The organism is Corynebacterium spheniscorum (assembly GCF_900113445.1).
In the GTDB taxonomy this organism is placed as follows: domain Bacteria; phylum Actinomycetota; class Actinomycetes; order Mycobacteriales; family Mycobacteriaceae; genus Corynebacterium; species Corynebacterium spheniscorum.
In genome coordinates this window covers 47,818-73,286 of the sequence record NZ_FOPJ01000006.1, presented here as the reverse complement: position 1 = coordinate 73,286, position 25,469 = coordinate 47,818, and the positions used below count along the sequence as shown (strand labels likewise).

Annotated in this window: 24 protein-coding genes; 20 read left to right on the top strand and 4 right to left on the bottom strand. The window is 57.2% G+C overall.

Annotated elements, in window-relative coordinates; genetic code table 11:
* Nucleotides 1–5: 5 nt before the first annotated feature.
* The 6 genes from pafA (at nucleotide 6) to BMZ01_RS06130 (ending at nucleotide 8,149) form a co-directional block, all read left to right on the top strand.
* Nucleotides 6–1,481 (top strand): Pup--protein ligase, encoded by a 1,476-nt coding sequence (gene pafA, locus BMZ01_RS06155; RefSeq protein ID WP_092285531.1) that lies wholly within the window; start codon nucleotides 6–8, stop codon nucleotides 1,479–1,481.
* A 36-nt stretch (nucleotides 1,482–1,517) separates the two neighbouring features.
* Nucleotides 1,518–2,492, top strand: a complete 975-nt coding sequence (locus BMZ01_RS06150; RefSeq protein WP_092285529.1) for a helix-turn-helix transcriptional regulator — start codon at nucleotides 1,518–1,520, stop codon at nucleotides 2,490–2,492.
* Nucleotides 2,492–3,532 (top strand): helix-turn-helix transcriptional regulator, encoded by a 1,041-nt coding sequence (locus tag BMZ01_RS06145; protein WP_092285527.1) that lies wholly within the window; start codon nucleotides 2,492–2,494, stop codon nucleotides 3,530–3,532. The genes BMZ01_RS06150 and BMZ01_RS06145 overlap by 1 nt, the downstream gene beginning before the upstream one ends.
* Nucleotides 3,533–3,611: 79 nt before the next feature.
* On the top strand, nucleotides 3,612–4,037 hold the full coding sequence (tatA, locus tag BMZ01_RS06140) for a Sec-independent protein translocase subunit TatA (RefSeq protein WP_092285525.1): 426 nt from the start codon (nucleotides 3,612–3,614) through the stop codon (nucleotides 4,035–4,037).
* A 200-nt stretch (nucleotides 4,038–4,237) separates the two neighbouring features.
* The gene (gene tatC, locus BMZ01_RS06135; protein ID WP_092285622.1) at nucleotides 4,238–5,278 is read left to right on the top strand and encodes a twin-arginine translocase subunit TatC; all 1,041 of its coding nucleotides are present in this window, start codon (nucleotides 4,238–4,240) and stop codon (nucleotides 5,276–5,278) included.
* A gap of 27 nt (nucleotides 5,279–5,305) precedes the next feature.
* Nucleotides 5,306–8,149, top strand: a complete 2,844-nt coding sequence (locus BMZ01_RS06130) for a DEAD/DEAH box helicase (protein WP_177180088.1) — start codon at nucleotides 5,306–5,308, stop codon at nucleotides 8,147–8,149.
* A gap of 7 nt (nucleotides 8,150–8,156) precedes the next feature.
* On the opposite strand, the gene BMZ01_RS06125 is transcribed toward BMZ01_RS06130, so the two are convergent.
* Nucleotides 8,157–8,789 carry a trypsin-like peptidase domain-containing protein gene (locus BMZ01_RS06125; protein ID WP_143067454.1) on the bottom strand — a complete coding sequence of 211 codons (633 nt, stop codon included), beginning with the start codon at nucleotides 8,787–8,789 and terminating at the stop codon, nucleotides 8,157–8,159.
* 41 nt (nucleotides 8,790–8,830) lie between these two features.
* On the opposite strand from BMZ01_RS06125, the gene BMZ01_RS06120 reads away from it, so the two are divergent.
* From BMZ01_RS06120 to BMZ01_RS06110, 3 genes are read left to right on the top strand one after another with little or no spacing between them, the layout of a single operon-like run.
* The gene (locus BMZ01_RS06120; RefSeq protein ID WP_395890412.1) at nucleotides 8,831–9,955 is read left to right on the top strand and encodes a M24 family metallopeptidase; all 1,125 of its coding nucleotides are present in this window, start codon (nucleotides 8,831–8,833) and stop codon (nucleotides 9,953–9,955) included.
* A complete protein-coding gene (locus BMZ01_RS06115) occupies nucleotides 9,948–10,694 on the top strand; it encodes an SDR family oxidoreductase (RefSeq protein ID WP_092285519.1) in 747 nt (248 codons plus the stop codon). Before BMZ01_RS06120 ends, BMZ01_RS06115 begins: the two co-directional genes overlap by 8 nt.
* Nucleotides 10,695–10,706: 12 nt before the next feature.
* Entirely contained in the window at nucleotides 10,707–11,498 is a 792-nt protein-coding gene (locus BMZ01_RS06110) for a precorrin-6A/cobalt-precorrin-6A reductase (RefSeq protein WP_092285517.1), read from the top strand.
* Between the two features lie 3 nt (nucleotides 11,499–11,501).
* Here BMZ01_RS06110 and BMZ01_RS06105 read toward each other — a convergent pair whose 3' ends face one another.
* On the bottom strand, nucleotides 11,502–11,984 hold the full coding sequence (locus BMZ01_RS06105) for a hypothetical protein (protein WP_092285515.1): 483 nt from the start codon (nucleotides 11,982–11,984) through the stop codon (nucleotides 11,502–11,504).
* Between the two features lie 39 nt (nucleotides 11,985–12,023).
* Here BMZ01_RS06105 and BMZ01_RS06100 point away from each other — a divergent pair, with 39 nt between their 5' ends.
* Genes BMZ01_RS06100 through BMZ01_RS06085 form a run of 4 tightly spaced genes read left to right on the top strand, consistent with a single transcriptional unit; the run spans nucleotide 12,024 to nucleotide 16,010 of the window.
* Nucleotides 12,024–13,184, top strand: a complete 1,161-nt coding sequence (locus BMZ01_RS06100) for a lipase family protein (protein WP_092285513.1) — start codon at nucleotides 12,024–12,026, stop codon at nucleotides 13,182–13,184.
* Between the two features lie 10 nt (nucleotides 13,185–13,194).
* A complete protein-coding gene (locus BMZ01_RS06095) occupies nucleotides 13,195–13,680 on the top strand; it encodes an FxsA family protein (RefSeq protein WP_092285511.1) in 486 nt (161 codons plus the stop codon).
* A gap of 5 nt (nucleotides 13,681–13,685) precedes the next feature.
* Complete coding sequence (gene lnt, locus BMZ01_RS06090) at nucleotides 13,686–15,203, top strand: apolipoprotein N-acyltransferase (RefSeq protein ID WP_223845801.1); 1,518 nt, start codon at nucleotides 13,686–13,688, stop codon at nucleotides 15,201–15,203.
* A 9-nt stretch (nucleotides 15,204–15,212) separates the two neighbouring features.
* Nucleotides 15,213–16,010 (top strand): polyprenol monophosphomannose synthase, encoded by a 798-nt coding sequence (locus tag BMZ01_RS06085; RefSeq protein WP_092285509.1) that lies wholly within the window; start codon nucleotides 15,213–15,215, stop codon nucleotides 16,008–16,010.
* Between the two features lie 63 nt (nucleotides 16,011–16,073).
* On the opposite strand, the gene BMZ01_RS06080 is transcribed toward BMZ01_RS06085, so the two are convergent.
* On the bottom strand, nucleotides 16,074–16,484 hold the full coding sequence (locus BMZ01_RS06080; protein WP_092285507.1) for an RNA polymerase-binding protein RbpA: 411 nt from the start codon (nucleotides 16,482–16,484) through the stop codon (nucleotides 16,074–16,076).
* A 151-nt stretch (nucleotides 16,485–16,635) separates the two neighbouring features.
* On the opposite strand from BMZ01_RS06080, the gene BMZ01_RS06075 reads away from it, so the two are divergent.
* The 5 genes from BMZ01_RS06075 to BMZ01_RS06055 all read left to right on the top strand — a co-directional run bounded on the left by BMZ01_RS06075 (nucleotide 16,636) and on the right by BMZ01_RS06055 (nucleotide 20,099).
* Nucleotides 16,636–16,968, top strand: a complete 333-nt coding sequence (locus tag BMZ01_RS06075; RefSeq protein WP_092285505.1) for a hypothetical protein — start codon at nucleotides 16,636–16,638, stop codon at nucleotides 16,966–16,968.
* A gap of 10 nt (nucleotides 16,969–16,978) precedes the next feature.
* Nucleotides 16,979–17,671, top strand: a complete 693-nt coding sequence (locus tag BMZ01_RS06070) for a YceI family protein (protein ID WP_177180087.1) — start codon at nucleotides 16,979–16,981, stop codon at nucleotides 17,669–17,671.
* Entirely contained in the window at nucleotides 17,671–17,865 is a 195-nt protein-coding gene (locus BMZ01_RS06065; RefSeq protein ID WP_092285501.1) for a hypothetical protein, read from the top strand. Before BMZ01_RS06070 ends, BMZ01_RS06065 begins: the two co-directional genes overlap by 1 nt.
* An 81-nt stretch (nucleotides 17,866–17,946) precedes the next feature.
* Nucleotides 17,947–18,549, top strand: a complete 603-nt coding sequence (locus BMZ01_RS06060) for an endonuclease III domain-containing protein (protein ID WP_092285499.1) — start codon at nucleotides 17,947–17,949, stop codon at nucleotides 18,547–18,549.
* 185 nt (nucleotides 18,550–18,734) lie between these two features.
* Nucleotides 18,735–20,099, top strand: coding sequence for an MFS transporter (locus BMZ01_RS06055; RefSeq protein WP_092285497.1), 1,365 nt, complete (start codon nucleotides 18,735–18,737; stop codon nucleotides 20,097–20,099).
* Nucleotides 20,100–20,173: 74 nt separating this feature from the next.
* On the opposite strand, the gene BMZ01_RS06050 is transcribed toward BMZ01_RS06055, so the two are convergent.
* The gene (locus BMZ01_RS06050; RefSeq protein WP_092285495.1) at nucleotides 20,174–21,517 is read right to left on the bottom strand and encodes an SAM-dependent methyltransferase; all 1,344 of its coding nucleotides are present in this window, start codon (nucleotides 21,515–21,517) and stop codon (nucleotides 20,174–20,176) included.
* 227 nt (nucleotides 21,518–21,744) lie between these two features.
* Between BMZ01_RS06050 and BMZ01_RS06045 the strand changes: the two genes are divergently transcribed.
* Nucleotides 21,745–23,130, top strand: a complete 1,386-nt coding sequence (locus tag BMZ01_RS06045) for an NAD(P)/FAD-dependent oxidoreductase (protein ID WP_092285493.1) — start codon at nucleotides 21,745–21,747, stop codon at nucleotides 23,128–23,130.
* 246 nt (nucleotides 23,131–23,376) lie between these two features.
* Nucleotides 23,377–25,452: a formate C-acetyltransferase gene (gene pflB / locus BMZ01_RS06040; RefSeq protein WP_092285490.1), complete on the top strand. Its 2,076-nt coding sequence runs from the start codon at nucleotides 23,377–23,379 to the stop codon at nucleotides 25,450–25,452.
* The last annotated feature ends 17 nt before the right edge of the window (nucleotides 25,453–25,469 follow it).

Below are 25,469 nucleotides of genomic sequence, written 5' to 3'. Positions count from 1 at the left end.
GCCCCATGGGATCCCCGGAAGCAGCAGGACGCGCCCTGACCCGCCGCGTCATTGGCATTGAAACCGAATATGGCATTAGCTATCGCCATCCGGCTGGCAGCCGCGAGCTCGCCCCGGATGATATTGCGCGCTACCTTTTCCGCCCCATTGTGGCGAAATACTCCAGCTCTAATATCTTCATGCCTAATGCTGCCCGCCTCTACCTAGATGTGGGGGCACACCCAGAAATCGCCACCGGGGAATGCGATAGCTTAATCCAGGCAATGAACCACGAGCGCGCCGGGGACCTCATTGTCGATGAACTCGCCCAAAAAGCCGAGCAGATTTTACGCGAAGAACTCCCCAGCAGCAGCACCCCACCACGCAAAGGGGAGGGGCGCGTCTATCTTTTTAAGAACAATATTGACTCCGTCGGCAACTCCTATGGCTGCCATGAAAACTATTTGATCAGTCGCGAAACCTCGCTGAAGAAGCTTGGTTCCAGGCTGGTGCCTTTCCTAGTGACCAGGCAGTTAATCTGCGGGGCGGGCTGCATTATTCCCGCCCAGGGTGATCAACCAGCACAGTGGAGTATCTCTCAACGCGCTGACCACGTGTGGGAGGGCGTGTCTTCAGCAACCACGCGTTCGCGGCCCATGATCAATACCCGCGATGAACCGCACGCGGATTCTTCTCGCTTCCGCAGGATGCATGTGATTGTGGGGGATTCCAATATGTCGGAACCTTCCTTCGCCCTCAAAGTGGGCTCCATGTTGCTCATGCTCGAAATGATCGAAGCTGGTTTTGAGCTTCCAGAAGTGGAACTTCGCGACCCCATCACCCAGATCCGCCAAGTCAGCCGCGATCTTAGTGCCCGCCCGCCCTTGGAGTGCGTGGGGGAGAAGAACATCAGCGCCCTGGAGATCCAACAAGGCTATTGCGCTGCCGCCAAGCGCTGGTTGGATTATCGCCAAGAAGAAGGCACCGGCACGACTAACGCCCAGATGGTCAAGGTGGTGGATTTATGGGAGCGCGCCTTAGGCGCCCTAGAAAGCGGGGATCTTTCCGCGGTGGATCGGGAGATCGACTGGGTGATTAAGTGGAATCTTTTGAAGCGCTACCAGGAAAAATTTGATTGCGCTTTGGATGATCCACGGCTTGCCCAGATTGATTTGACCTACCACGATATCCGCCCCGGCCGTGGGTTATTCCTGGTGCTAGAAGCCCGTGGAGCGGTGGAGCGGTGGAGTAGCGATGCCGCTATCGCCCAGGCCCGTGACCTGGCCCCAGAAACCACCCGCGCGCATCTGCGTGGTCGATTCCTCCGCTGCGCTGAAGAACTCCACGCACCAGTGACGGTGGATTGGTTGCGTCTTAAACTCAATGACCCAGAACCCCGGATGGTGGAATTGGGTGATCCGCTTAGTGCCCACAGCACCGAGGTGGAAGAGCTCTTGGCACTTATGGATGCGCACGCGCAGCGCTGGGCGACATCCTCATAGCAGCATCCGGTGATGGTTTAGGAAGGGGCAAGGCAGATGACAAGTCCAGACCCACATGTAGAACGCCTGGTGAACCTCACCTTCGCGTTCCTCGATGCAGCACATGACCCCAACCATGAGGGGTTGACCTTAGAGGAGCTGCATGAACGCATTGATGCCTATAAGGACATGACCTATGACGGTTTCCGCACCACCTTCCGGCGGGACCGTCAAGCCCTTCGCCGCGCCGGGGTGCCGCTGGAACATATCTCTGACCCCGGTGGGCGCTCTGCTTATCGCATCCAAAATGAGCACTATGCGCTCCCAGAAATCACCTTCACTGAAGCGGAAGCCGCCGTACTGGGATTAGCTGGGGATCTAGGCGGAAAAGGTGCCTTAGCTGCTTTTAATCGCTCCGGGTGGACCAAGCTTGCTGCCACTGGGTTAAACCGTGATCTAGCACCATCGAAGCTCGCCAGAGGTGGGGATGATCTAGCCCTGCTTGAACCGGCGGTGCTGGATAATTGTCTGAAAGCGGTGCGCTACCAAAAATCCATTAGCTTCCAATACTTGCCGAGTGCTACCGCTGAGGCAGTGGAACGCCGCATGGACCCCTGGGGGCTGGTGAGTCTACGCTCCCGCATTTACTTAGTGGGCTTTGACTTAGATAAAGAAGCTGTGCGCACCTTCCGTATCCGCCGCATCCACAACGTAGTGGTGGGGGAGGACGCCACGCACCATAAACCGGCAGACCTTGACCTTAATGATGCGGTGGAGGAGTCCTTAGCGCAGCGCTATCGCCGCACCACCGTAGTTTTCACCGGGCCTCGTTTAGCGGCCATGGAGTTAGTGCGTGATCCCCGCTGTGAGGAACTCGATCGCGATACTTGGCGGATGAAAGATGTGGAGCATGAAGAAATAGTGCGCACTCTCGCCGGCCTAGCCCCGCAGGTGAGGGCGCTTGAACCTCAGGCCGTGGTGGATGACATTATTGCCTTATTAAAGCTAGCCGCAGCTCAAGGGGATAAGTGATGAGCAAAGAAACTCGTTCCTTAGCTGGAAGCAGCCCAGAAAGCATCGAATCTTTGGTGCGGATGCTCAACCTGATTCCCTACTTCGAGTCGCACCCGGAACGCTCCGTGATGGAAGCCGCCCAAGATTTAGGCCGCAAGCCCGCAGAAATCATGGCGGACCTCAACCGCCTATGGTGCTGTGGTTTACCGGGGCTTATGCCGGATAACTTGGTGGACTTACAGCCCAGCTACACCGAGGTGCGGATTAGTAATAATCAGGGGATGGATCGCCCCCTTCGGCTCACCCGAACCGAGGCAGCAACCTTATTGTTGACCCTGGAAGTGTTAGAGCAAAGCCCCGGGCTTATTGACTACCAAGCCGTGAGCTCCGCGGCGGCGAAGCTTCGGGCGCTGACCGGGAAATCCTTAGATGCCATCGTTGATGGGCTGAGTTCCCTTCAAGAAGAAGACCTCGCCCAACGGCAGGTAGAAAAAACCCTCTCGGTGGTACGCCAAGCAGTAGATGAGTCACGGAAGCTACGGATCCAGTACTACGGGGCCTCAGCGCAGTCCCTAAGTGAAAGGATCCTCAGCCCGGTGCATCTTTTCACTCATGATGGACACTCCTATATCACCGCCTATGACCATCTTCGTGAAGGTTATCGACATTTCCGCACGGATCGCATTGAAGATATTGAGATCCTGGATGAGCCGGCGGATAAGGATAAACAGCGCCTGAAATTCGATGCGGATGATCCCTTCAACTTCGGGGATATTGAGCAGATCGTGGATATCCTCATTCACCCGGATGCGGTGTGGTTAGCGGACTACTATCCGCTGACCTTGGGTGAGGCTGAAGAAGATGGGCGGATTGCCGCGCGGATGCCGATTGGTTCCGAAGCGTGGTTTATTCGCTTCGCTTTGGGCAACGCTGATCGTTTTGAGGTATCGAAGGCCACGAAATTATCGGCGAATCTACGCGCGCAGGTGCGGGAACGAGCACTCACTGGGCTCGGGGCGTATGATCAACCCACAGCAGCGGAAAAACCCGCACCCTAAGGGTGCATGGCGCCACCTTCACTTATAACCAGCCCTCTTTTCCGCAGAGTTGTACTCACGAAATGTAGAAAAGGTGACCATGCCTAATTTAGGTCCACTCGAGATCATCATCATCGCAGGCGTTATTATCCTGCTCTTTGGTGCGAAGAAGCTTCCGGAAGCAGCCCGTTCCTTGGGTCGCTCCATGCGCATCTTCAAATCCGAGGTGAAGGAAATGAGCAATGATGATGCTCAGCAACAAACACCTCAACTAACCCAGCAGCCGCAGCCCACCTATCCGCAGGTGCAGCAGCCGCAGGTTGATGCTCAAAATTATGCGGCCCCGCAGCCGCATTATCAGCAGCCACATGAGCCGGTGCCGCCGCAGGCTTACCCGCAACAGCAGCAACCCCAACAACCCGCCCCGGGTTATCAGCCGCAACAGCAGGCGTATCCGCAGCCGGAGTATCCGCAGCAACCGCACCCCAACCAGAACCCTGGGTATCCGCCGCAGCAGCCACAATAAAGCTCTGACTGCTTACCCACACAGTATTTAAGGGAGCGTTGACACTTGCCCGCAGGCGTTAATGACTCCCTTATTTATGCGCTATCACCGATAGGTTAGAAGGTGAGATAACCCCCGTGACTTCCCAGCCTGCGCCCAAGAAAGCCAGCAATGCATCCCGCTGGCGGGCCGCGAAACGTCGGAAAAATACTGACGGTTCCATGTCTTTGGTGGAGCACCTGCGCGAATTACGCCGCCGCGTGATTATCTCCCTGCTCGCTTTTATCGGCGGCACCATTCTGGGATTCATCTGGTACCAAACCACCCTGCCGGGAATCCCCGCCCTGGGGTTTAGGTCCATCCCTTCACTCGGCGATATTCTGCGCGAACCCTATTGCGCGCTGCCACCGGCAAGCCGCGCGGATTTCTCCTTCGATGGGGAGTGCCGCCTGCTGGCCACCGGACCTTTTGAAATGTTCATGCTGCGCCTAAAGGTTGGCGCGCTCGCCGGTAGCGTTATTTCCTCACCTGTGTGGCTTTACCAAATCTGGGCGTTTATTACCCCGGGCTTGCACAAGAATGAACGCAAGTGGACGTTCTCTTTCGTCACCATTGCGGTGATCCTCTTCCTCATCGGTGCTGCCTTGGCCTACACCGTGGTGCACTTCGGTCTGGCCTTCCTACTCACCATCGGTGACCAGGTTCAAACCACCGCGCTGACTGGTCACGCCTACTTCGGCTTCCTGCTTGCCCTGTTGGTGATTTTCGGCGTGAGCTTCGAAGTGCCGTTGATCATCGCGATGCTCAATATTGTGGGCATCATCGAATACGAGAACATTAAAGAAAAACGCCGCATGATCATCGTGGTGCTTTTCATCTTCGCCGCCTTTATGACCCCCGGCGGTGACCCCTTCAGTATGACGGTGCTGGCCTGCGCGCTCACCGCTTTGGTGGAGATCGCCATGCAGTTCTGCCGCCTCAACGATAAGCGCCGTAAACGTCAACGCCCGGACTGGCTGGATCTTGATGATGATCAGGCCTCCACCCTTGGTCCCGATGAGGTAGCTGCAGCAAGCGCGCCGATTCCGCGCCCGGAACCTATTAACCCCAGTGCCGCTCCGGTGATGCCCACCCGCCCGATACCAACGGCGCCTCCATCGCCAAGCCCAGCTCCGAGGAACCAACCGGTGAACCCACAGACCCCGCCGGCACCAGGTGCTTTCGGTGGGCCACAAGGCCCAGACTTTTCCGACGTGCTCTAGCTCTTAACCTCACGTAGCGTGGTGAGCATGAGTCACCTTGAGGAATTCGCTACACACCTCGGATTCCCCATGGATCCTTTCCAAGAAGAAGGCTGCCAAGCCGTTGAGGAAGGCCATGGGGTTTTAGTCTGCGCACCCACCGGTGCCGGAAAAACCGTAGTCGGTGAATTCGCAGTCTCACTCGCTCTAAGCCGCGGCACCAAATGCTTCTACACCACACCCATTAAGGCACTCAGCAACCAGAAATACCACGACCTCGTAGACACCTACGGGGAAGAACGCGTCGGCCTACTCACCGGCGATGTATCCATTAACGGCAGCGCTGATGTGGTGGTCATGACCACCGAAGTGCTGCGCAATATGATCTACGCCGGCTCCAGTACCCTCGAGCGACTCAGCCACGTCGTCATGGATGAAATCCACTTCCTCGCTGATGCCTCTCGCGGTGCGGTGTGGGAAGAAGTGATCCTCAACCTGCCTGATTACATCAGCATCATTGGGTTATCCGCCACTGTTTCTAACTCCGAAGAATTCGGCCGCTGGTTAAGCTCCGTACGCGGCGACACCAAAGTCATTGTTTCTGAGCACCGCCCCGTGCCACTAGATCAGTGGATGCTCTTCGGAAAAGAACTCCACCCGCTCTTTAAAGCAGGGGATTCCGCCACCCCGGTGAACCCCAACCTGGTGGAAAGAATCGAAAAAACCCATCCCGCCTTCCGCGATGGGCGAAGCTTCGACCCCAATGATGATGCCCCCTTCGAATACGTCGACCGTCCAGGGTTTCGCTCCCGGAGCCGCCGTGGCCGCAAACCCCTAGAAATCTCTGCCGCACCTAGCCGCAGCCCCCGCCCACTGGGGCGCCCCGAAGCCATCCGGCTGCTCTATGGCCAAGGCATGCTGCCGGCCATTGTGTTTATCTTCTCCCGCGCTGGCTGCGATGGGGCAGTCATGCAATGCCTAGGTGCTCGCCTGGAATTATCCACCCACGAAGAAGCCTCCGAGATCGCCGCCATCATTGATAAAGGCGTGGCCGACATCCCCCAAGAAGAACTCGAGGTCCTCGACTTCCACCGTTGGCGCGGCGCACTTATGCGCGGCTTTGCCGCACACCACGCCGGCATGCTGCCTGCCTTCCGCCATATCGTCGAAAAACTCTTCGTCAAAGGCCTGCTCAAAGTAGTCTTCGCCACCGAAACCCTGGCCTTGGGTATTAATATGCCGGCGCGCACCGTGCTGCTAGAAAAACTGGTGAAATTCAATGGCGAAGCCCACGTGGATCTCACCCCAGGCCAATACACCCAGCTCACCGGGCGCGCCGGGCGCCGCGGTATCGACACCATCGGCAATGCTGTCGTCCAATGGGCACCAGGGATGGATCCCCGCGAAGTCGCCGGCCTGGCAAGTACCCGCACCTACCCGTTGATCTCTACTTTCGCGCCGGGCTACAACATGTCCGTGAACCTGGTGAACACCATTGGCTTAACAGCAGCAACCAGGCTGATCAGTCGCTCCTTCGCCCAATTCCAAACCGATGCGGCCGTAGTTGATGTGGCCGCCAAACTCGAACGCGCCCGCAATGAAGCCAGCGAATCCCAAGAGGCCTTCGAGGCCACCGCCGCGGCAATTGTGGATGAGCATGAGGATATTGAGATCTCCCCGGAAGAAATCCTCAGCTATGTGGATCTTCGCCGGAAAATCAGCGAGGCCGAACGTGAGGCACGCTCGGCGTCCTTGGAATCTCATCGCAAGGAAATCCTCACCACGTTAAGGCGGCTGGAAAAAGGCGAGATCCTGGCGTTGCCTACCAAGAAACAAAAACGCCCAATGCAGGCAATCATTTTGCAGCCGGCCCGCGATCACCAGGATCCGCGCCCGCTTTTTGTGTTCAAAGATGGCAGCGTTAAACGCCTTGGGGTAGAAGACTTCGGGGTAGCCCCCATCGTGCTGGGCCGCGGCAAGGGTCGCTTGGTACCTAAATCAGATGCCAAGCACGCCCTGGCGATCCTTAGGCGCACCCGCCTGCAAAGCCCCAAGAAGATGCGGCTCACCCCGCGGTTCCGACCCAATAAGAAGGTCACCGCGTTAAGAGAAGAGATGCGCCAGCATCCCGCCCACCGCCTACCTAAGGATGTACGCGAACACCTCGCCAGCTTGGCGCATAGTGTCAGCCGCTCCCGGGCAGTGGCACGCAAGCTCGCCCGCGAGGTGGAAAGCGATTCAGGTTCGCTGATCCGTAGCTTCCACGCCATTTTGGAGTTGTTGGAAAACTTCGGTTATGTCAGCTCCCATATCGATCCACCGGTTGATGAAGAGAGCCAACCCACCCGGCGCGTGGAGCTCACCGAAGCTGGGCACACCCTCGCCCGGATCCATGCCGGTGCGGATCTGCTGATCGCAGAATGCTTAGAACATCGCGTGTGGGAGGGCCTGGACCCAGCAGAGCTAGCGGGGGTAGTGAGCCTTTGTACCTTCGAAAACCGCCGTGATCGTGGTTTCTTTAATGACAATGCACCCACCGAGGCGATGGCTGAGGCGATGAATGAAACCACCGCATTATGGGCCAGCATTGCGCGGGAGGAAGAAAAGCTTCGTTTGCCTTTCACCCCGGAACCGCAACCGCATTTCGCTTTGGCGGCACACCAGTGGACTGCTGGTGCACCGTTGGATTATTGCCTTGGTGCGGCCGCAGCTTGTGGGGCGGAGTTAAGCCCCGGTGATTTTGTGCGCACCTGCCGGCAATTGGTGGATGTGCTTCAACAGATCAATGCGGTGGCTGGGGAACAAGAAGAAGAGCATGCCCAGCAGCTTGCTAAGACTGCGCGGCGGGCGATTAATGCGATCCGCCGCAGCGTCGTCGCCATCGGTCGCTAAGCATTCGCTAGCTGTCCTGCACCTCATTGGCCAGGTAGAGCTCCTTAATAGCGTGGTGCATCCACTGCTTAAAAGGAGCCACCTGGGAGGTGGTTGCTAACCCCAGGTCCACCCCGAGGGGATCCATAATCAGCGATTGCACCCCAATGATCTCCTCGCCTTGGCATACCGGCCCCCCGGAATCCCCGCGCACCACCTTGGGGTTATTCCACAAGGTCGCCCCACCACGCACATGGGTGGAAAAATCCCGCGCAAAGGCCCAGGGGATCGGCCAGAGGATGCGGCCGAAGCGATGCTTGAGCTCCTGGGTTTCACCGCCGCCATAACCAGAGGTACAGGTGCGGGTGCGCCACAACTGGCCGCGGCGACTCGAAAGCGCCATCAGCTTCCGCGGTGGGGCAGGGGTTGCTAGTAGCCCTACGGCTAGGTCCCCAAATTTTTGGCAGCGCACATCAATAAGTTGGTTCTTAGGCATCCCCGGTGCCTGCACCTCAAAGGGGCAGGGGTGTTTGCGCAGGAAATGTGCGCAGCTTAAAACCAGGCGGGTGCGGGCCTTGGGGTAGGCGTTCAGGTCCGGGGCAATAAGCACGCCACTACAAAAGGTGCCCCCAGGTTCGCTGATTCTCACCGTCGTGGTCATGGCTCACCACCCTAATAGAGCCCCGGAATAGGATGGGGGACATGCCTTCTTTATTCCCCACCGCGGTGTACCGCGAACGCCTTGAGAAAGTACGTGAACTGTGTACCCACCATGGCTTAGGCGGTGTGATTATCGGCACCGGCCCGGAGCTGGCGTATCTATGCGGCAGTTGGGCCAGCACCCATGAGCGGCTCACCGCCTTAATCATCCCCGCCCACGGGCAGATGGTGTTCTTACTCCCCGGGGTGGATGCAGGGGAGCTGCAGCACTCTGCGGTCCCGCAGTTGGATATCCAAGTGCGCGGCTGGGTCGATGGGGAAGACCCACACCAACTCGCCGCCGATGCGCTGATAGGCAACACCCCCATCGGCTTGGGTTCGGATCTGTCCGCTACCCACGTGCTGCGCCTCCAGGAGCTTCTGGCGCCGCGCACAACGGTGCTAGCCGCCCGCACCTTAGCGGAGGTATTCATGAGCAAAGATGCCGCCGAAATTGAGCAGCTTTCTGCCGCCGGCGCTGCCATCGACCGCGTACACCAGCAGGTCCCAGCGCTCCTACAACCCGGCCGCACCGAAGCTGAGGTCGCCAGTGATATCGACGCCCTCATCCGCGAAGAACACGACGGCGGCGTGGACTTCATCATCGTCGGTTCCGGCCCCAACGGCGCGCTTCCGCACCATAGTTTTTCCGATCGCCGCTTAAGCCCCGGTGACCCGGTGGTGGTGGATCTGGGTGGTAGTCTCGGCCCCGGCTATCACTCCGATTGCACCCGCACCTACCTGGTTGAAGGCGCCGCCCCGCACCCGGATTTCCTCGCCCTCTACGAGGTGCTCTACGCCGCCCAGGAGGCCGCGGTTCAGGCCATCCGCCCCGGCGTCAGCGCGGCGTTTATCGACCAGGTTGCCCGCGATCATATTAGTGCCGCCGGCTACGGCGATTATTTCATCCACCGCACCGGCCACGGCATTGGTCTATCGCTGCACGAAGAGCCCTTCATAATGGCCGGTAACTCCCTCAAACTCCAAGAAGGCATGTGTTTTTCCGTCGAGCCCGGCATCTACCTCCCGGGCCGTTTCGGAGCCCGGATTGAAGACATTGTCTCAGTTACTGCAGATGGGGTGCGTCGCCTGAACCACTGCCCACGGGAACTAAACCACCATGCCTAGCCCACGATCTCGACAAGCGCTCCTGATTATCGGCGCAACCAGCGATATTGGGCGTGAACTCGCCTTAAAACTCGGCGCCGGTCGTCCCGTGATTCTCGCGGCGCGGCGGCCTCAGGCCTGCGCGGGTTTAGCGAATGAGCTTCTCGAGATCGGGGCGAGCGCGGTGCACACATTATCCTTCGAAGCCACGGACTTAGCTGGGCATCGCGAGCTAGTGGAACACGCGAATACGCTTGCTCCCATCGAGGTTGCGGTGGTGGCGTTTGGGATCCTCGGGGATACGGCGCGTAGTGAAAGTGATGAGGCGCATGTCGCGGAGATCGCAACCGTGGATTACACCGCACAGATCAGCATGCTCACCGTATTGGCGGATGTTATGGAAACTGGGACCTTGGTGTGTTTTAGTTCCATCGCTGGGTGGCGGGCGCGCCGAGCGAATTATGTGTATGGTTCCACCAAAGCCGGGTTGGATGCTTTTGCCCAGGGGTTGGCGGATCGCCTGCATGGGTCGAAGCTGCGGGTTATTATTGCGCGCCCGGGGTTTGTGATTGGCTCGATGACCCAGGGGATGAAGCCTGCTCCGATGTCGGTGTATCCAGGTGATGTGGCTGAGGCGATTGTGCAGGCCATGTCGAAAAAGCGTGGGTCGGCTACGCTATGGATTCCTGGGCGTTTGCGGATCTTGGCGTGGATTATGCGCCTGGTGCCGCGCGCTATCTGGCGGCATATGCCGCGTTAGGAGTTGGAACAGATGCGAACCCTGTTGGTAGGTGGCACCTACCTGGCCCGTGATCTGGGCGAGGAACTCAGCATGCGCGGCTGGCAGATCACCAGCATTGTGGATGCGGATCTCAGCCCGCGACTTTACCCACTAGCCACCGAGGTTCTACCGGGTGGTTTAGGTGGCCCAGCGGAGTTAGTGGCCTGGGCTAGGGACCACGGCGTGGAATTAATTGTCGATGCCAGCCATCCTTTTGAAGAGGATCTCTCCGTGGATGCCGCAGAAGTCGCGCTTTCTACCGGGGTGCCGCTTTTTATGCTCAGCCCCGCGTCTTTTCAGACACCCGCCACAGTGCTGCCAACCTTGCATGCCGCGGCAGCTGAGGCCGCCCGGAAGTATCACCACGTGTTAGTAGATGTGGGGCCGAAGGTGGGGGAGTTCGCCGCTGATGAGCATAATATGTATGTGTTTCGCCTGGTAGAAGGCCTAGAGTTTGAAGGTGTTCTACCGCCAAGGCACCAGGTGATGAGGGAGAAAATCCACAATATTGCCGGGGATTATTTACACCAAACAACGGAGTTAAAGCGCAGTAGGGAAAGCGAAAAGCAGCTTATTCGCGACTACCAAATCGATGGCATTGTGCTGCGCGAAGATGGTAGCCCCGATGGGGCGATTACCTTAGCTGCCGCCGAGGAGTTAAGGATCCCGGTGATCTTGGTTGCCCGGCCCAAGCGCCGCTGGTTGACCTCGGTGGCACGCCACCACGCCAGCAGTGTGGAAGAAGCCTTGGGCCAGATTTATCGCTGGTCGAGCCAGCAGTAGTTTTTAGGTTAAGGGCAATAAGAAGGGCGAGTTCTCATCAAAAATGAAGTTCCTGGGGGCGAGCTCTTTGACCACGATCTCGGCATGTAGTGGGGCTAAACCATAAAACCTCATCCGCGCCCCACAGTGAACGCTCATTGGGTAGGGGATCGCCGCTAATAACCTCAGCAGCTGCGGTTCCACGCTGCCTTCCCGGAACCCAAAGGCCAGATCCACGGTCTCGCCGTTATCTAACCAACCAACTGGGGTGTGGGTGGCGGGAGTTTCCTCAGCGAAACGCACCTCTTTTGCCACTTGCTGCTGGTGTTCCGGCAACCACTCGTCCACGGTGGGCAGCATGAAATCCCCGGTGGCTAAGCAGATGACGGTGGTGGAGCGTTCTTCAGCGCGCTGTGCGATCTCTTCTAAAAGCTCAGCGCAAGTTTTCTCCCGACCATAAAACACCAGGCCAAGGGCATGCTCGTGGGTGGGGAAACGAGGGTTCATGGCTGAGGATTCTACAAGAGCCCGCTACACTTACAAGACATGTCTGAGTTGCCCCTTCCTAGCTGGTATTGCATCGGCTGGACGGTGGGCAGCTCTATGCTAAGAAAATTGTTCCGCCGCGATCATCACAGCGTTGTGGGGCTGATCAAAGGCGAAGAAGCCACCACCGTGGCCTACCACATCCCCGAATTCGCAGCCCAAGGCAAGGCCCTGGTGCTGCGCGTCCCCTCGAAGCAGCAACGGCCGGTGGTGCTATTTTCCCCCTGCACCCAAGGCATGGCTAAAGATAGTGATCCTTCTTCCAGCTCCCGGGTGGGGGTGCACCTAAAATTCTGGCCGCATTTTGATGCCGTTTTAGCCTATGAGCATCCCGTGGCTTTAATGATGCTGCGCGGCGGGGCAGATGTGATCATGGTGGATCACCCACGCGATGTGGATAGCGGAGTACAGCTTTATTGCGACCATGATGCTGCCGCGGCCGCCCTGCATGCCGCCTACAGCGAAGCCGCTAAGCAGCACCTGGTAAATCCTAACGCGCCAGTGGGCATCTGGGGATTCTCCCAAGGTGGGGGAGCAGCTGCAGCAGCACTTATGTCCGCCCCACCGAAGGTGCGGGTTGGGGTGGTAGGTGCGCCACCAGTGCATCTAAGGGAAGTCCTGCACCGTATTGATGGCACCAGCGCCACCGGCTTAATCGCCTACGCCATTGCAGGGCTAGCGGTGCGCACCAAAGACTTAAGCCGCGAAGCCCTAGGTGGGTTGAATCGGCGAGGAAAAAAGATTGTGGATGCCTGCGTGCACCAATGCGCCACCGCCACCGTGATCCGCTATGGCACCTTCGATACCTCGCATTGGACCATTAACCGCCAACGCCTAGAAATGCTTTTTGTTGGCCCACCAGCGTTACGCGCTGAGTTTGCTCGCCTCCGCCTTGATGACCCGGCGCGCCCCACCCCGCCAACCGGGGTGCCGATCAAGCTATGGGCTACTCGTTTTGATGACCTCATGCCCTTTGGCAGCATCGAGCACCTAGGCAGAATCTGGAAAAACGCTGGGGTGGATCTGCTCTTTGAGGTGCGCGGGCGACACCGCATTCCGGGGCGAACCACCTTAAATCACATGCTGCCTTATTATCGCCATGCCCGGCGCGATATTGCGTGGATGCTCGGGCAACTGAAGAGCACGCCAGCCACGCGGTAGGGTAGGCCATGTGCCTTTAGCTATTCTTTTGCCCTATATCTTGGTGGAATTACTCGCCTTCTACCTGCTAGCCAGCTGGCTGGGGGTGGGGTGGGCCATCCTGGTACTCATCATCGCTTTCTTCGGTGGGCTCGCCTTAGCCGCCTATGAGATGCGCTCCATTGGTCGAGCTATGCGCACCAACCCCAATATGAATGCTGGGCGGGCCGCCGGTAACTACGGTCTGGTGGGCACCGGTGCGCTCTTATTGGCGCTACCAGGGGTGGTCACCACCTTCCTAGGTTTGCTCTTTATTCTGCCGCCGACTCGTTCCCTGATTCGCCGTTTCTTGGCTCGTAAGTTCCGGGAGAAGCTCGAGATGGTGGGGATGCGTTCCTATCACATCACCGAGACCCGGAAATTCACCTATGGGCGTTTCGATGACCCCAATGTGGTGGATGAAGAAGAGATCAAGAAGTGGCGTGACAATCTCGACCCCAAAGATTTTCAGGGTTAAGCGCAGTGAACCTTCTGCGCATCCTCGGGGCCTTAGTCTCCGGGCTGTTGGTCTATGCCTCCTTTGAACCACTTGGGTGGGGTGCAGCCGCCATTGTGGGGATGGCACTCTTCTATGCGATACTCAGCCCCTGGAGGGGCCCCGAGAACACGCAGCAGCCTTCCTTAAGATTCGGGGCACTCTTAGGTTTCCTCCAAGCATTCTCCTGGTTCTACCTCATGCTGCCGTGGGTGGGGGAGTTTGTGGGTAAACCACCTTTTATTGCGTTAGCTACCGTACTGGCGCTTTATGGCATCCCGCTTGGCATTGCTGGGGTGTGGGTGGCGCGCCAGCGCTATGGCTGGCTGATGTTTCCCTTCATCTGGATCACCATGGAGTATGCACGCAGCCATTGGCCTTTTGGTGGCTTTGCTTGGGTACGGCTGGCCTGGGGCCAGATCAATAACCCCTTAGCTTTCTTAGCGCAGCTAGGTGGGCCAGCACTGGTCACCCTGGCGGTAGTATTGGTAGCCAGCAGCGTGGCGCATGCCTTGGTGAACAATAAATCCATGGTTCCGGCAGTGCTGATTGTTGCCGCAACCATGCTCACCGGGATCGGCACCGGTTTGGTGGCTGAGCATCGTCATGATGATGAGAATGTGGCACACGCTCGCTTTGCGGCGATCCAAGGCAACGTGCCGCGCTTGGGTTTGGATTTCAATGCCCAACGTCGCGCGGTCTTAGCGAACCATGTGCGTCAAACCCAGCAGCTGGACCAACCAGTAGATGCGATTATTTGGCCCGAGAATGCCGCCGATGTGAATCCCTTTGAGGATCTGCGCGCCGGGGCGATGTTGGCAGGTGCCTTAGCAGATGTCCAAGCCCCCATTCTGGTGGGCACCATTACCCATACTGACGAGGGGCCACGAAACTCCATGGTGGTGGTGTCCCCGGATGATCCTGGCCGGATTAGCTCCCAGCACGATAAGAAGTATTTGCAGCCCTTTGGGGAATATATGCCCATGCGGGATTTCTTGCGCCACTTTTCGCATTGGGTGGATCAGGCCGGTAATTTCCAGCCAGGTGATGACAATGGGGTAGTGCAGTTAGCGGAGATCCCGGTGGGGGTGGCCACCTGTTATGAGGTGATTGAGGATGCGGCTTATCGGGATGCGGTACTCAATGGCGCAGAAATATTGGCGACACCCACTAATAACGCCACCTTTGGTTTCACGAATATGAGCTATCAGCAGCTGGCGATGAGCCGGATGCGAGCGATTGAACTTGATCGCGCCGTTGTGGTGGCGGCCACCAGTGGGGTGTCAGCGATGGTGCATCCTGATGGAAAAGTCAGCCAATCATCCGGGATTTTTGAAGCTGCCACGCTGATAGAAGACTTGCCATTGCATAAGAATCTCACCCCAGCAGCACGGTGGGGTTTCTACCTTGAATTAGCCTTCGTTATTATGGGCGCGTTATGCCTTCTAGGAAGCATCCTTGTTTCCCGGCGGTCTAACGCTGCCTCTACCTCACCCAAGGAGTAAGCCTCAACCATGAGTGCACCTAGTGACAAGACCCTGGTTATTATCCCCACCTACAATGAGCTGGAAAACCTTCCGCTGATCGTGGGCCGAGTGATCAAAGCCCAACCGCAGGTGGATGTGCTGGTGGTGGACGATAATTCCCCCGACGGCACCGGTGATCGCGCCGATAAGCTCGCCGCAGAACACCCCCAAGTCCATGTGCTGCACCGCGAAGGAAAAGGCGGTTTGTGCGGCGCCTATGTGGCGGGTTTCCAATGGGGATTAGAGCGCGACTACACCGTGCTCTGCGAAATGGATGCCGATGGCTCGCATGCCCCGGAGCAACTGCACCTGCTTTTAGCTGCCATTGATGATGGTGCTGACCTGGTTATCGGTTCGCGTTATATCCCGGGCGGCAAGGTCAAGAATTGGCCGAAGAAGCGTTGGATCCTCTCCAAGGGCGGAAACCTCTATATTTCCTTAGCTCTTGGTGCTGGGCTGTCCGATATGACCGCTGGTTATCGGGCGTACCGCCGGGAGGTGCTCGAAGCCATGGATTTAGATGAGCTTTCCAATGCTGGCTATATCTTCCAGGTGGATTTAGCTTGGCGGGCAATCGAAGCGGACTTCGATGTGCGCGAGGTGCCAATTACCTTCACCGAACGTGAGATTGGTGAGTCCAAGCTGGATGGCAGCTTCGTGAAGGACTCTCTGGTTGAGGTGACCAAGTGGGGTTTGGTGCACCGCGGCGAGCAGCTTAAGAATGCTGCTGAGGAGATTTCCCGCATGGTGGGGCACACTGTAAAGCAGTACCAGCGCAAGCGCTAACTCTGGCCAAGACGAAAGCCGCATTCAAAATGAACTGAATGCGGCTTTTCAGGCTGCTAAGGGTTATTTCTTCTTCGCAGCTGCGGCTGCGGCGGCAGCCTTTTCTTCTTCTTCCTTTTGCTGCTTGAGCAAACGCGCGGCATTGCGGCGACGGCGACGAAGCTGGTCGATGCGCTCTTCCAGCAGCACATCGAGTTCTTCGATGGTGCGGCGCTCGCAGAGCATATCCCAGTGCGTACGCGGTGGCTTGGCGGGCTTGGATTCCACGCCTTCGCCTTCCATGAGGGTGCCGATTTGGCCGTTCTTGCACATCCAGGTGCCAGGAATCTCGGCATCCTCGGCAAACGGGACCTCATAAACTTCACCAGCGTCGGTGCGATATTTGACCATCTGCCGCGGGGCCAGGTCGTGGTCCCGGTCGGTCTCATAGCTAACGGCACCCATGCGGCTGCCGCGCAGAACGCGATCTGCCATGTTTTTCTCCCACCACTTCCTTTTGGAGGCATGTTGTCACTTACAACAACATAGACACGCCAGTATAACGAAGGGGCACGCTGTTTTGTTCCCCACCCCCTGGGCTATGGTTATCAGGGTGAACGAGCCTGCAGAGTCGATGAGCCCCCATATGGCGGCACGCCGTCGTACCACGGCCACCTGTGCCTGGTGCGGTCGGGAGTTTGAGACTTCCAACCGTGGGCGTCCGCGTAAATATTGCCGTCCAGCATGTCGCCAGCGCGCCTATGAGCAGCGACGTGGCATAGTCGGTACCAGCATTCCTGAAGATGCGGTGATTATGGCACCGCATCGTGCGGAAGAACTTCGCGATAATCTATACGAGCTTCGATGCGCCGCGGAAGATATTTCCACCGCAGCCCAGGAAGGCGCTGGAGCCGAAGAACTCCAAGAGCTCTGTGAAGAGCTCGTACACTTGGCTCGTGAGATCGAGAAACTGAGGTAGACACCCAATTATGCAAAAAGGACAAAAACGACTCGTCGCTATCTTCGCCATTTTGGTGCTAGGTATCGCGTTAATTTCCGTTGCACCAACTATCTATTCGCATATGTCCGGGCCGGGGGTGAAGGTCACTGGTTTCCGCCACGACCATGCAAAACCTGCCTCCGTTGACTTGGACGGGGAGTGGAAGGTCACCAAGGGGAAGAAGCCAAATACCTCCGCGGTGGGCTTCACTTTCTTTGAGATTCTGCCCGGTGAGCGTAAGACCACCTCCGGAGCAACGGAGGATGTCAGTGGTGAAGGTCAGGTGAAGAAAGGTCAGTTAACGGAGGCTTTGGTCACCGTGGATATGACTGATATCGTCACCGACAAAATGCGCCGTGATGTCAATGTCCGCCGCAAATTGCTCGACACCGATAAATTCCCCGAAGCAAGCTTCGAATTAACCAAGCCAGCTGATCTGGCAGCTTTGCCGGATGATGGCACACCCGGGAAGCTCACCTTAACCGGCGACATGATCATCCATGGCGAGAAGAAGGAAATTACCCACGAGTTTGATGCAATCCGTGATGGCCGCACAATTTTGATCTCCGGGGATGTGCCGATTAACCGTTTGGACTTTGGGGTGGAGACTCCGGAGTTTATTGCCGCAAAGGTTGATGAGGAAGGCGAGCTGAATATTCGCCTGCATCTGGAGCGCCGCTAATGAGTACCGCCGCACGGATGCTGCCGATGATCTGGGTTCGCTTTGCGGCCTTATTGATCTTCGGCATTTACGTGGCTTATCGGCAGGCCTGGTGGCTGCTGGTCTTTGCGGTAGTGATGATGCTGCTGACGATTAGCCAATTGGTAGTTGGGCACCGCGCTAGACGGGAAGAACAGGCAGAATTACGTCAGTGACGTTAATAGGGCCATATAGTTGCCCTCCTGTTATTGCGCCGATAATGTACATTATGACAATTACGCTGTCCGGAAGCCTCCATGACTACCCAGACGACTCAAGACCTACTCGCCCTCTATAAAGAGCTGGAATCGACTACTGCTTTGAGCACATGGTGGCCGGCTGATAGCCGCTATGAAATTATCGTCGGCGCGGTACTGACCCAAAACACTTCCTGGCGCAATGTAGAAACCGCCATCGCTCAACTCAAAGCCGCCGATGCTCTGGATCCACACACACTTTTAGAGTTGCCGCTGCCGCGTTTACAAGAGCTGATTTACTCTGCGGGCTTCTACCGCGTGAAGACGACGTATCTACGTGAGGCAACTCAGTGGTTTGTTGATAACGATGCTGAAGCCCGCTCATGGGACACTGCGCGGTTACGAAAGTCGTTATTATCTGTGCGTGGCATTGGCGATGAGACTGCCGACTCTATTGCGCTTTATGTGTACCAGCGACCGCTATTCATTTATGACCTTTATGCGCGGCGTCTGCTAGCTAGTCGAGGCTTTGGTTCATTCCCCAATTACAAGGCCGCAAAAAGAGCCCTTGATCAGCATCTTCCCGTTCTTTCTGCGGCGGAGTTCGGAACCTTCCACGGTTTGATTGTCGACCACTCCAAGCAAGCTGCCGGCAGAATGTGATAAAGACAACAAAAATCCATAATTGAGCCCTCTATGGTGCTATCTCAGCACGTAAGAGGATTTTCTCATTTTTAAAGCTCCTCCCCTGCCCTATTTTCCCATTAGTTGAGAGTTGACTTCCACTAGGTGAGAAACTTATTCTTCCTCCCACATACCGCAACTCCGCAGGATGTGAGAGGAACTCCATGACTACCGCTGTCACAACGACTGCCAAAGCTCCACAGAAGGAGCTGACGAAACGCGAAAGAAACCGCGTGATTATCGCCTCGACGGTGGGCACCACCATCGAGTTCTATGACTTTTATGCTTATGCGACCGCAGCTGTGGCCGTGTTCCCGCACCTATTCTTCCCGAAGGCCGAAAGCCCGACCGTCAGCCTGCTGGCCTCTTTCGCCACCTTCGGCCTCGCCTTCATCGCCCGCCCGCTGGGCTCTGTGCTCTTCGGCCACTTTGGTGACCGCGTGGGCCGCAAGGCTACCTTGGTGTTCGCACTGCTGACCATGGGTATTGCTACCTTCATCATCGGGTTGCTGCCGCCCTACACCTCCATTGGCATTATCGCCCCTGCCCTGCTGGCTCTGATGCGTTTCTGCCAGGGCTTGGGCCTTGGTGGCGAATGGTCCGGTGCCGCGTTGCTGGCCACCGAGACCGCAGCTGAAGGCCGCCGTGCTCGCGCAGCCATGTGGCCGCAGCTGGGCGCTCCCTTCGGCTTCATCCTGGCAAATGGTCTCTTCCTGATCATCGTGAGCTCCCTGGGGCATACCGCTGGTGATCTTGAAGGCGCCTTCATGACCTGGGGTTGGCGTATCCCCTTCCTGCTGTCCGCCATCATGGTTGCTGTTGGTCTTTATGTTCGCCTGCGTTTGGATGAGACCCCCGTCTTCCAAAATGCCGTTAACGAAGGCAAGAAGGTTGATAAGCCGCTCCGCGAAGTCTTTAAGGTTGCCTGGCGTCCGCTGATCTCCGGCACCTTCGTGATGGTTGGCTGCTACACCCTCTTCTACTTGGTCACCACCTGGGTGCTCTCCTACGGCCTGGGGTCCAAGGAAGCTGGCCTCGGTCTGGGTATTCCCTACACCCACTTCCTGAAGCTGCAGCTGCTGTCCATCCTGGCCTTCGTGGTGGGTATCCCGCTATCTGGTTGGTTGGCTGATGCCTGGGGCCGCAAGAACACCCTGGGTTGGACCACCGTTGCCATCATCATCTTCGGGTTCAGCTTCAACTACTTCCTGAATATCGACACCGCCACCGAAACCAGTGTTCTGAGCTTCCTGACCATCGGTATGTTCTTGATGGGCATGATCTTCGGCCCGATGTCCGCGGTACTCCCGGAAATGTTCCCCACGAACGTCCGCTATACCGGTTCTGGCATCTCCTACAATGTGTCCTCCATCTTGGGCGCAGCCGTGGCCCCCTTCATCGCCACTGCCCTGGCCGCTAACCATGGTGTCACCTCAGTTGGCTACTATCTGATCGTGGTCTCGGCCATCTCGTTGCTGGCAGTTGTACTCATGCGCGAAACCCGCCACCACGATATGAACACCATCTAAAGCAGTCACAGTTCCTAAGAATGCCCGCCCCAGGCAGATTGCGCCTGGGGCGGGCATTCTTCTTTTGCTGCCAGCTAACGCCGACGGGTGCGCAAAGTGAGCTGCACAGTATCCAAGATCCCGCAGCGAAGCAGGGCCTCTCGAAGAGCAAGTTGATAACGCCAGAGACGCCGATAAGCTACATCAAAACCATCTGCGGCAGCATCGCGGAGATTGCCCTCAAAGATCGCGCGGCGAAGCTTCAATGAATCGGCTTGGTGGGCACCGATGTGGGTTTCGGCGATCACGCGCAATGAAGTGTTGCGGTCCACCATCCGGTGAATATCGGCCGTCTCTAGGTAGCTCAACCCTGGCCACATATACGCCCTCAGGCTAGCAATCGCATCCGTGGCCTGGCCGCGGACTTTGAGGATATCGGTTTGGAGCACAGCCTTAGCTCCAGCAACCAACATGTGGTCGATATCTTTAAGCACCCGTTTTTTGGCTGCCGGATATAAAGTATCGAGGGTGCCGATGCTAATGACGGCGTCATAGCGGCTACCACCTGCCCACCGCTGGGGAATATCAGTGGGGTTGATGATGTGCACCGCATCGCTTAGTCCCGCGAAGGTGAGGCGTTCTTCCACCGCGAGGGCCATGTTGGGATCGAGGGTGAAGGTATCGACAGTAGCTTTCTTACGCGACGCTGCCATAGCGACTGCCCCACCGACGGTGGGATAGACCATCAGGTGCGTACCGGCACCAACTTCACCGGCCTCCAAGAGCATCTCAATGCCATGAATTTGGGCGGCACCAAGGTCTTCGCGTTCGACATTAACTGGGGCGATAATCTCGGTAACATCCACAAAATGCCGGGCCGGTTCACGGCCTTTTCCGGCCCCGCGGACATAGGAATTCACCGATTCACGCACCGTGGTAGATACCCCTGATTGGAAAACCGCAGAAAAAATACTCATCCCATCGGCGGCGGAGTGTTTCATCAATTCTGGTGGGATGGAAGCCAATTCTTCGCTGGGGTTGAGGTGGCTGGCACGGCGAAGTTTTAATCCGGCGAGCGTTATTTTGGTGGGCTCGTAGCCGACCTTGATCAGCCCCGTAAGCACGTCCGTAAGGTCTTTCGCACGCCACTCCCCGGCCATGAAGGATTCCATTAAACCCAGCCAGCCGGCATCGGCGATGCGGAGGAAAAGAGCATCAGATTCGATCGTAATATCTGGGCTTTGACCTGCGAGTTCAATGCCGACGCGGCGGCAGGCACTGGCGAAGCGGGCCTCCTCATGTTTGGTGCGGGAGCTAGCGAAGTGAAGCTGCGGTAATTGGGCAATACCGGGCCAGCGATGTTGATCGATATGGGCTTCTGTGCCGGCTGCTCCGTCGATGGCGCCTTCACCTCCTTGATGGGCGTACGTGGTTCGCATTCATTCTAGTGGGTTGAGGCAGATGAGCTGCCAAATGACGGTTTGACATCACAAAAGCTCGGCAATATGTACGGTTGAACACATTATGTTCGAACTAATACAGGGGTAAAGAATTTTGTTTCTTTGGGTGCGGACTAGGATGGTCCTTCATACCCCATCTTTTCCTGGGTCAAAATCAATAAAACCTAGAATTTGAAACCTTCAACCCCGACAGGAGAGACGCACATATGACGAACGCTCCCTTCCGCCCCGAAGGCGGACGCCCCCACGTAGTCATCATTGGTGCTGGCTTCGGTGGCATCTTTGCTGCCCGCGAACTCAAAGACGCTGATGTTGAGGTCACCGTCATCGACCGCACCAACCATCACCTCTTCCAGCCGCTGCTGTACCAGGTGGCCACCGGCATTTTGTCCTCCGGCGAAATCGCTCCTGCGACCCGCCAGATTCTGGCCAAGCAAGATAATGCTCACGTGGTCAAGGGTGAAGTCACCGACATTAATGTCGACAAGCAGACTGTCACCGCGAAGCTGGATGATTACCGTCGCACCTATGAATACGATTACCTAATCGTTGCTGCTGGTGCTGGGCAGTCTTACTTCGGCAATGATCACTTCGCTGAGTTTGCGCCGGGTATGAAGACCCTCGATGACGCGCTGGAACTGCGTGCGCGCATCGTGGGTGCCTTCGAGCGTGCTGAGCTGACTGATGATCCGGCTGAGCGTGAGCGTCTCTTGACCTTCGTGGTGGTTGGTGCTGGCCCCACCGGTGTGGAGCTGGCTGGCCAGCTCGCCGAAATGGCTCACCGCACTCTAGCTGGAGAATACACCAACTTCACCACCTCTTCCGCCAAGATTGTGCTGCTCGACGGCGCCCCGCAGGTGCTGCCGCCCTTCGGCAAGCGTCTGGGCCGCAATGCTCAGCGTCAGCTGGAGAAGCTTGGTGTTGAGGTCAAGCTGAACGCCATGGTGACCAATGTGGATGAAAACTCCGTCACCTATAAGTCCACGGTGGATGAGTCCGAGCACACTGTTGAGGCATTCTGCAAAATCTGGTCCGCTGGTGTGGCTGCCAGCCCGCTGGGCAAGATGGTTGCCGAGCAGTGCGGCGTTGAGGTTGACCGCGCCGGCCGCGTCCCGGTGAACAAGGACCTGACTGTTGCTGATAAGCACAATGTCTTCGTCATTGGCGACATGATGAGCCTGGATCGCCTGCCCGGTGTTGCTCAGGTTGCTATCCAGGGTGGCCAATACGCTGCTGACCAGATTGCTGCTGAAGCTGATGGTCGTGACTCCACCTCCCGTGAGCCCTTCGAGTTCTTCGATAAGGGCTCCATGGCTACCATCTCCCGCTTCAATGCAGTGGTGAAGATGGGCAAGATGGAGGTCACTGGCTTTATTGGTTGGATCCTGTGGCTCATGGTTCACGTGTCCTTCCTGGTTGGCTTCCGCAACCGTCTTGTGTCTGTGATCAACTGGGTTCTGAACGCGCTGACTCCGAAGCGCTGGAACCTGGCGGTGACTAGGCAGCAACTGCACGCCCGCACCGGACTTGCCAAGCTCGCCGACGTTCTCGGAAATGCAGAAGCAAAACCGGAACTTAAGGAAAAGGCCTAAAATCTAGCTTTGAGTGGCTCCTTCACCGAAGGGGCCATTTTTTATGCAAACGTACCCCCGGATGAGGCTGTGTTAAGTGAGAGCTCTCACCTGCCTCGAGGCAAGCTTTGCCCAGGAGGTGGGGCTATACTGAGTGTTGTGGCAGGCCGCCGTGGTCAGACCAAATACGGACAGGTCCCAAAAGCGCGGTGTTGCTGCAAGGGATACCCCCTAAACCCGAGATCTGTGAAAGGCTCATCAACCACGATGACTATGCACGACTCGGCCTGGGAAGGCTTTAAAGAAGGCCCCTGGACCGAAGAAATTAATGTACGAGACTTCATTCAGCGCAATTACAACCCCTATGATGGAGACGCTGAATTCCTGGCTGGCCCCACGGAAAAAACCAAGAAGCTGTGGGAGACGCTGGAAGATAAATATCTTTCTGTAGAACGGGAGCGCCGCGTTTATGACGTGGATACTGAGACTCCCGCGGATATTGATGCTTTCCCCGCTGGATATATCAGCGAAGATGATGATGTGATCGTTGGTTTGCAGACCGACGTGCCGCTGAAGCGCGCCATGATGCCCTTTGGTGGATGGCGCATGGTGGAAACCGCCATTAAGGAAGCTGGTAAGGAACCGGACCCGAAGGTCAAAGAGATCTTCACCCGCTATCGCAAGACCCACAATGATGCGGTCTTTGATATCTACACCCCGCGGATTCGTGCCGCGCGTTCCTCGCACATCATCACCGGGCTGCCCGATGCCTATGGGCGTGGCCGCATTATTGGCGACTATCGTCGCGTCGCGCTTTATGGTGTGGACCGCCTGATCGAAGATAAAGAAGCCCAAAAGCATGCCGTGGGATCCGAAGGATTCTCTGAGCACTGGGCACGCTACCGCGAAGAACATGCCGAACAAATCAAGGCTTTGAAGAAACTCAAGACCATGGCGGAAGCCTATGGGTTTGATATTTCTGGTCCCGCGCGCAACGCGAAGGAAGCTGTGCAGTGGACCTACTTCGCTTACCTTGGCGCGGTGAAGAGCCAAGATGGTGCGGCGATGTCGATTGGTCGCCTCTCCTCCTTCTTTGATATCTACTTTGAGCGCGACCTGGCCGCTGGTGTGATCAGCGAAGAAGATGCCCAGGAGATCATTGATGCGCTGGTAATTAAGCTGCGCATCGTGCGCTTCCTGCGCACCATTGACTATGACCAGATCTTCTCCGGTGACCCCTATTGGGCTACCTGGTCGGATGCTGGGTTCTCCGTGGATGGGCGCCCGCAGGTAACCAAGACCTCCTTCCGTTTGCTCCAAACCCTGCGCAACCTGGGGCCGGCACCGGAACCGAATATCACCATCTTCTGGGATGAAGAACTGCCCGAAGGCTATAAGGAATTCTGCGCCGCGATCTCGATCGAGACCTCCTCGATCCAATACGAATCCGATAAGCAGATCCGCGACCAATGGGGCGATGATGCCGCGATTGCTTGCTGCGTGTCCCCGATGAAGGTCGGCAAGCAAATGCAATTCTTCGGTGCCCGCGTGAACGCCGCGAAGACTTTGCTTTATGCCATGAATGGTGGCCGCGATGAAGTATCCGGCAAGCAGGTTGTCGAAGGCTACACCCCGGTTGAAGGCGATGGCCCGCTGGACTTCGATGAAGTGTGGGGCAAGTACGAAGACATGCTGGATTGGGTGGTGGGCACCTATGTTGAGGCGCTGAATATCATCCACTACTGCCATGACAAGTACGCCTATGAGGCCATTGAAATGGCACTGCATGACTCCGAAATCATCCGCACCATGGGCTGTGGTATTGCGGGGCTGTCGATCGTGGCGGACTCCTTGAGCGCCATTAAGTACGCCAAGGTGACCCCGGTACGCGATGAGACTGGTCTGATTGTGGATTATCAGACCGAAGGCGACTTCCCGCGCTATGGCAATGATGATGATCGCGCCGATGATATTGCCGCGACCATCGTGCACACCATCATGGAAAAGATCCGTGCGATCCCCATGTACCGCGATGCCATTCCGACGCAATCGGTGCTCACCATCACCTCGAATGTGGTGTACGGCAAGGCCACTGGGTCCTTCCCCTGCGGGCATAAGGCCGGCACGCCCTTCGCACCGGGTGCTAACCCCGAAAATGGTGCCGACAACCACGGCATGATTGCCTCGATGCTCTCGGTGGGCAAGCTGGACTACCACGATGCCCTCGACGGTATTTCGCTGACGAACACCATCACCCCTTCCGGGCTTGGGCGCACCAAGGATGAGCAGGTTGATAACCTGGTCGGCATTCTGGACGCCGGGTTCATTATGGAGGATGCGTAGCACGGGGATGCCTAGTG

Coding starts and splice junctions, on each gene's coding strand:
- tatA (WP_092285525.1), top strand. CDS start 3,612: ATGCCTAATTTAGGTCCACTCGAGATCATCATCATCGCAGGCGTTATT.
- BMZ01_RS06085 (WP_092285509.1), top strand. CDS start 15,213: ATGAGTGCACCTAGTGACAAGACCCTGGTTATTATCCCCACCTACAAT.
- BMZ01_RS06100 (WP_092285513.1), top strand. CDS start 12,024: ATGTCTGAGTTGCCCCTTCCTAGCTGGTATTGCATCGGCTGGACGGTG.
- BMZ01_RS06065 (WP_092285501.1), top strand. CDS start 17,671: ATGAGTACCGCCGCACGGATGCTGCCGATGATCTGGGTTCGCTTTGCG.
- BMZ01_RS06130 (WP_177180088.1), top strand. CDS start 5,306: ATGAGTCACCTTGAGGAATTCGCTACACACCTCGGATTCCCCATGGAT.
- tatC (WP_092285622.1), top strand. CDS start 4,238: ATGTCTTTGGTGGAGCACCTGCGCGAATTACGCCGCCGCGTGATTATC.
- BMZ01_RS06115 (WP_092285519.1), top strand. CDS start 9,948: ATGCCTAGCCCACGATCTCGACAAGCGCTCCTGATTATCGGCGCAACC.
- BMZ01_RS06150 (WP_092285529.1), top strand. CDS start 1,518: ATGACAAGTCCAGACCCACATGTAGAACGCCTGGTGAACCTCACCTTC.
- BMZ01_RS06120 (WP_395890412.1), top strand. CDS start 8,831: ATGCCTTCTTTATTCCCCACCGCGGTGTACCGCGAACGCCTTGAGAAA.
- BMZ01_RS06080 (WP_092285507.1), bottom strand. CDS start 16,484: ATGGCAGATCGCGTTCTGCGCGGCAGCCGCATGGGTGCCGTTAGCTAT.
- BMZ01_RS06075 (WP_092285505.1), top strand. CDS start 16,636: ATGGCGGCACGCCGTCGTACCACGGCCACCTGTGCCTGGTGCGGTCGG.
- pflB (WP_092285490.1), top strand. CDS start 23,377: ATGACTATGCACGACTCGGCCTGGGAAGGCTTTAAAGAAGGCCCCTGG.
- BMZ01_RS06055 (WP_092285497.1), top strand. CDS start 18,735: ATGACTACCGCTGTCACAACGACTGCCAAAGCTCCACAGAAGGAGCTG.
- BMZ01_RS06050 (WP_092285495.1), bottom strand. CDS start 21,517: ATGCGAACCACGTACGCCCATCAAGGAGGTGAAGGCGCCATCGACGGA.
- BMZ01_RS06125 (WP_143067454.1), bottom strand. CDS start 8,789: ATGACCACGACGGTGAGAATCAGCGAACCTGGGGGCACCTTTTGTAGT.
- BMZ01_RS06060 (WP_092285499.1), top strand. CDS start 17,947: ATGACTACCCAGACGACTCAAGACCTACTCGCCCTCTATAAAGAGCTG.
- BMZ01_RS06105 (WP_092285515.1), bottom strand. CDS start 11,984: ATGAACCCTCGTTTCCCCACCCACGAGCATGCCCTTGGCCTGGTGTTT.
- BMZ01_RS06045 (WP_092285493.1), top strand. CDS start 21,745: ATGACGAACGCTCCCTTCCGCCCCGAAGGCGGACGCCCCCACGTAGTC.
- pafA (WP_092285531.1), top strand. CDS start 6: ATGGGATCCCCGGAAGCAGCAGGACGCGCCCTGACCCGCCGCGTCATT.
- BMZ01_RS06110 (WP_092285517.1), top strand. CDS start 10,707: ATGCGAACCCTGTTGGTAGGTGGCACCTACCTGGCCCGTGATCTGGGC.
- BMZ01_RS06145 (WP_092285527.1), top strand. CDS start 2,492: ATGAGCAAAGAAACTCGTTCCTTAGCTGGAAGCAGCCCAGAAAGCATC.
- BMZ01_RS06070 (WP_177180087.1), top strand. CDS start 16,979: ATGCAAAAAGGACAAAAACGACTCGTCGCTATCTTCGCCATTTTGGTG.